General features: G+C 64.3%; 5 protein-coding genes and 1 pseudogene. 5 read left to right on the top strand and 1 reads right to left on the bottom strand.

All coding sequences use genetic code 11. The features are described from left to right. A partial coding sequence (locus tag AUC71_RS00030) for a YkvA family protein (protein ID WP_141701334.1) occupies nucleotides 1-258 on the top strand: 258 nt, incomplete at its 5' end. An 11-nt stretch (nucleotides 259-269) separates the two neighbouring features. On the opposite strand, the gene AUC71_RS00025 is transcribed toward AUC71_RS00030, so the two are convergent. After that, nucleotides 270-1,250, bottom strand: a complete 981-nt coding sequence (locus AUC71_RS00025; RefSeq protein ID WP_069622613.1) for an NADPH:quinone oxidoreductase family protein — start codon at nucleotides 1,248-1,250, stop codon at nucleotides 270-272. Nucleotides 1,251-1,403: 153 nt separating this feature from the next. On the opposite strand from AUC71_RS00025, the gene AUC71_RS00020 reads away from it, so the two are divergent. The 4 genes and pseudogenes from AUC71_RS00020 to rlmN all read left to right on the top strand — a co-directional run. Next, nucleotides 1,404-1,955 carry an RNA methyltransferase gene (locus AUC71_RS00020; protein ID WP_204376578.1) on the top strand — a complete coding sequence of 184 codons (552 nt, stop codon included), beginning with the start codon at nucleotides 1,404-1,406 and terminating at the stop codon, nucleotides 1,953-1,955. 127 nt (nucleotides 1,956-2,082) lie between these two features. Further along, complete coding sequence (locus AUC71_RS00015) at nucleotides 2,083-2,316, top strand: hypothetical protein (protein ID WP_069622612.1); 234 nt, start codon at nucleotides 2,083-2,085, stop codon at nucleotides 2,314-2,316. After that, complete coding sequence (locus AUC71_RS00010) at nucleotides 2,313-2,531, top strand: invasion associated locus B family protein (RefSeq protein ID WP_069622611.1); 219 nt, start codon at nucleotides 2,313-2,315, stop codon at nucleotides 2,529-2,531. Before AUC71_RS00015 ends, AUC71_RS00010 begins: the two co-directional genes overlap by 4 nt. A gap of 55 nt (nucleotides 2,532-2,586) precedes the next feature. Further along, nucleotides 2,587-3,692 (top strand): annotated as a pseudogene (gene rlmN, locus AUC71_RS00005) (dual-specificity RNA methyltransferase RlmN); the annotation flags it as partial.

The following is a 3,692-nucleotide window of genomic DNA, read 5'->3' as shown; positions in this document are numbered from 1 at the left end:
GCTCAAGACCTCGTCGCGGCCTATTACTGCGCGCTCGATCCGGCCACGCCGATCCGGGTGCGCGGCATGCTGCTCGCGGCGCTCGCTTACTTCATTTTGCCGACCGACTTCATCCCCGACATCCTGGGCGGCCTCGGCTTCGCCGACGACATGGCGTTGCTGAGCGCCGTGATCGGCCTAGTGTCATCGCACATCACGCCGACGCACCGCACTGCCGCCGCCCGCGCGCTCGACACGGAGTTCTCCAAGCAGACGTAAAGAGCGTCCGCCTATTCTTGCGGATGGATGATCACCTTGCCGGTGACCTTGCGGCCTTCGATCAGCGCCAGCGCCTTCGGCGTGTCTTCGAGCGGGAAGGTCTCGTGGATATGCGGCACGATCTTGCCGTCCTTGCACCACTCCAGGATCTGCGCCGTGTTGGCGCGATGCGTCTCGGGCTCGCGCTCGACGAAGGACGTCCAGAACACGCCGACGATCTCGCACCCCTTGAGCAGCACGAGGTTGAGCGGAATACGCGGAATCTCGCCCGAGGCAAACCCGAGCACGAGATAGCGTCCCTCCCACGCCATGGCGCGCAAGCTCGGCTCCGCCGCGTCGCCCCCGACGCAGTCGTAGAGCACGTTGACGCCGGTCGGGAGCGTGAGCTCCTTCAGTTTCTTTTTGAGATCGACATCCGAATAGTTGACGCCTTCGTCGGCGCCATGAGCCTTGGCGAGAGCAAGCTTGTCTTCCGACGAGGCCACCGCGATGACGCGCCCGCCCATCAGCTTGGCGATCTCGACCGCCGCGAGGCCCGCGCCGCCCCGCGCGCCGAGCACGGCCACGCTCTCGCCGGGCTTCAGATTCCCCCGGTCCTTGAACGCGTGCAGCGCCGTGCCATACGTGATGACGATACCCGCCGCCACGTCGTCGCTCACGCCGTCCGGGATCGGGATCGCATTCTTCGCCTTGGTGACGATCCGCTCGCGGCAGCCATTGCCGCCGATGAACGCCACCACGCGCTCACCCAAGGCGAACTCGGTCACGCCGTCGCCAAGCGCCTCGACGGTGCCCGCGACTTCGGCGCCGGGTGAAAACGGCAGCGGCGGCGAGATCTGATATTTGTCGCGCAATACGAGCGTGTCGAAGAAGTTCAGGCCGACCGCGTTGACCTTGAGGAGGATTTCGCCCGGCCCCGGGCTGGGAGCGTCGACCTCCTCCAGACGCAGGGCCTGAAGCCCGCCAAACTCATTGAACTGCACGACGCGCATAAACGGCTCCACGTATTTGGGAGCTGCATGACCAGAACGGCGGCAGCTCGGCTCGACAGATTGAAGAGCTTGGCTTTTTGACGCCGTCTCTCGGTTAGCGCAACCTTTCGAGCCGCCTTTTGCTGGTTCTTGGCTTTATGGCAGAGATAACTTGTGAAACCGCTACCTCCAAATCTGCGTGGGTATTTCGGCATCGGAGCCGAAGGCATCTCCAAGCCGGTGAATTTGGGCAATCTCCTGCGCTCCGCCCATGCCTTCGGCGCGAGCTTCGTCTTCACCCTCGGGGCCGACGAGGGCGCGCTTCAGGTACGCGCCGACACCTCCCGCGCCGACGGTCACGTCCCGGTCTATCACTGGCGGGGCCTGGATGAGATGCAATTGCCCAAGGGCTGTAGCCTGGTCGGCATCGAGATCCTCGATGGCGCCGCCGACTTGCCGAGTTTTCCACATCCCCTGCGCGCCGCCTATGTGCTGGGGCCGGAGCGCGGCGTGCTCAGCCCGGAGCTGGTCGCCAGGTGCCAGCATCTGGTCCGCATCCCCACGGCGTTCTCGCTCAACGTCGCCACGGCGGGCGCTATCGTGATGTATGATCGCATCCGCGCGCTCGGCCGTTTCGCGCCCCGGCCGGTCAGCGAAGGGGCCGAACCGGTAGTGCCCGCCCCCCATGTCCAAGGTCCGCCGAAACGTCGAAGGCCGCAGGCTTGACCTAAGGCCCTGAAACAGTAAAGACTGTGGCGAAATTCATGCGTACGTCTGCTCACGACACGGGGACGGGGAGATGCGCCGAGCCGTTGGAGCTGCTTGCGTGACTGTGGCGTTGATTGCGACGCCAGTGTTCGCGCAAGAAGTTAAACTTCTGCAAAAATACAATGACTGGGCCGCCTACACGTCCGAAGGCAGTCCCAAGGTCTGCTTTGCCGTGTCGCAACCGAGGGATTCGAGTCCCAAGAACGTGCGCCGGGGCCCGATCTATTTCTACGTTTCGCACTATCCTGGCGACAAGATCGCCGGCGAGATCAGCGTGAAGATGGGCTATCCCTTCGCCCCAGGCGCCAAGTCACCGTGACCATCGGCAGCGATAAGTTCGAGCTCTTTACCAAGGACGAGGGCGCCTTCGTCGAGAAGACCGAGGACGAGGCCAAGCTCGTGGGCGCCCTGAAGGCGGGAAGCTCCATGACGATTCAAGGGCGCTCCGCCCGAGGCACCAATACGAGCGACAACTACTCTTTGAGCGGCACCACCGATGCGCTGGAGCGCATTGCCAAGGAGTGCAGCGGCTAGGACCCCTCACGCAGCCTCCTCTCCGCCCCTTGGCATTTCCGGCTCGCCTCATGATATGAGGAGCCATGACCGCGACCACGCTCATAGATCCCGCGCCACAAAGCGCCGAAACCCGGCCGAAAGCCTGCCTTGCCGGCATGACCCGCGCCGCGCTTGCCGAACGTCTGGGCGATCTCGGCGTGCCGGAGCGGCAGCGGCGCATGCGCGTGAGCCAGTTGTGGGGTTGGACCTATGTGCGCGGGGCCACCGATTTCGAGCTGATGACGGATATCGCCAAGGAACTGCGCGGGGAGCTTGCCGCGCATTTCACCCTGGCGCGCCCGGAGATCGTCACCGAACAGGTCTCGGTCGACGGCACGCGCAAATGGCTGCTCCGTCTCGCCGACGGCAAGGAAGTCGAGACGGTCTACATCCCCGAAGCCGACCGCGGCACGCTGTGCATCTCGAGCCAGGTGGGTTGCACGCTCAATTGCACCTTCTGTCACACAGGCACGCAACGGCTCGTGCGTAATCTCAGCACCAGCGAGATCGTTGGCCAGATCATGCTCGCCCGCGATCGCATCGGCGATTGGCCGGGCGCGGTACCGTCCGACCCGACAGGCCTCCCGAGCGGCGAGCGCAAGATCACCAACGTAGTGCTCATGGGCATGGGAGAGCCGCTCTACAATTTCGACAATGTGCGGGACGCCTGCGCCATCGTCGCCGACGGCGACGGTCTGTCCATCTCCCGCCGCCGGCTGACCCTCTCCACCTCGGGCATCGTGCCGGAGATTCCGCGCTGGGGTGAAGAGGCCGGCACCATGCTCGCCATCTCGCTCCATGCGGTGCGCGATGAATTGCGCGATGAGCTCGTGCCCATCAACAAGAAGTGGCCCATTGCCGAGCTCTTGGATGCCTGCCGTGCTATCCCGGCCTCGCGAACGCGAAACGCATCACCTTCGAATATGTGATGCTGAAGGACGTGAACGATTCCATCGCCGACGCCAAGGCCCTGGTCAAGCTGCTCGCCAAGATCCCGGCGAAGATCAATTTGATCCCGTTCAATCCGTGGCCCGGCGCACCGTACGAGTGCTCTGACTGGGAGCAGATCGAGAAGTTCGCCGAGGTCGTCAATCGCGCCGGCTATGCGAGCCCGGTGCGCAGCCCGCGCGGCCGCGACAT

This window comes from Methyloceanibacter marginalis (genome assembly GCF_001723295.1).
In the GTDB taxonomy this organism is placed as follows: Bacteria; Pseudomonadota; Alphaproteobacteria; order Rhizobiales; family Methyloligellaceae; genus Methyloceanibacter; species Methyloceanibacter marginalis.
Note: the sequence above shows the minus strand (reverse complement) of the source record. Positions and strands in the feature narration are given on the sequence as shown.

Bases quoted from the DNA above. Each gene is read 5' to 3' on its own strand.
- AUC71_RS00025 (WP_069622613.1), bottom strand. From the start codon at position 1,250: ATGCGCGTCGTGCAGTTCAATGAGTTTGGCGGGCTTCAGGCCCTGCGT.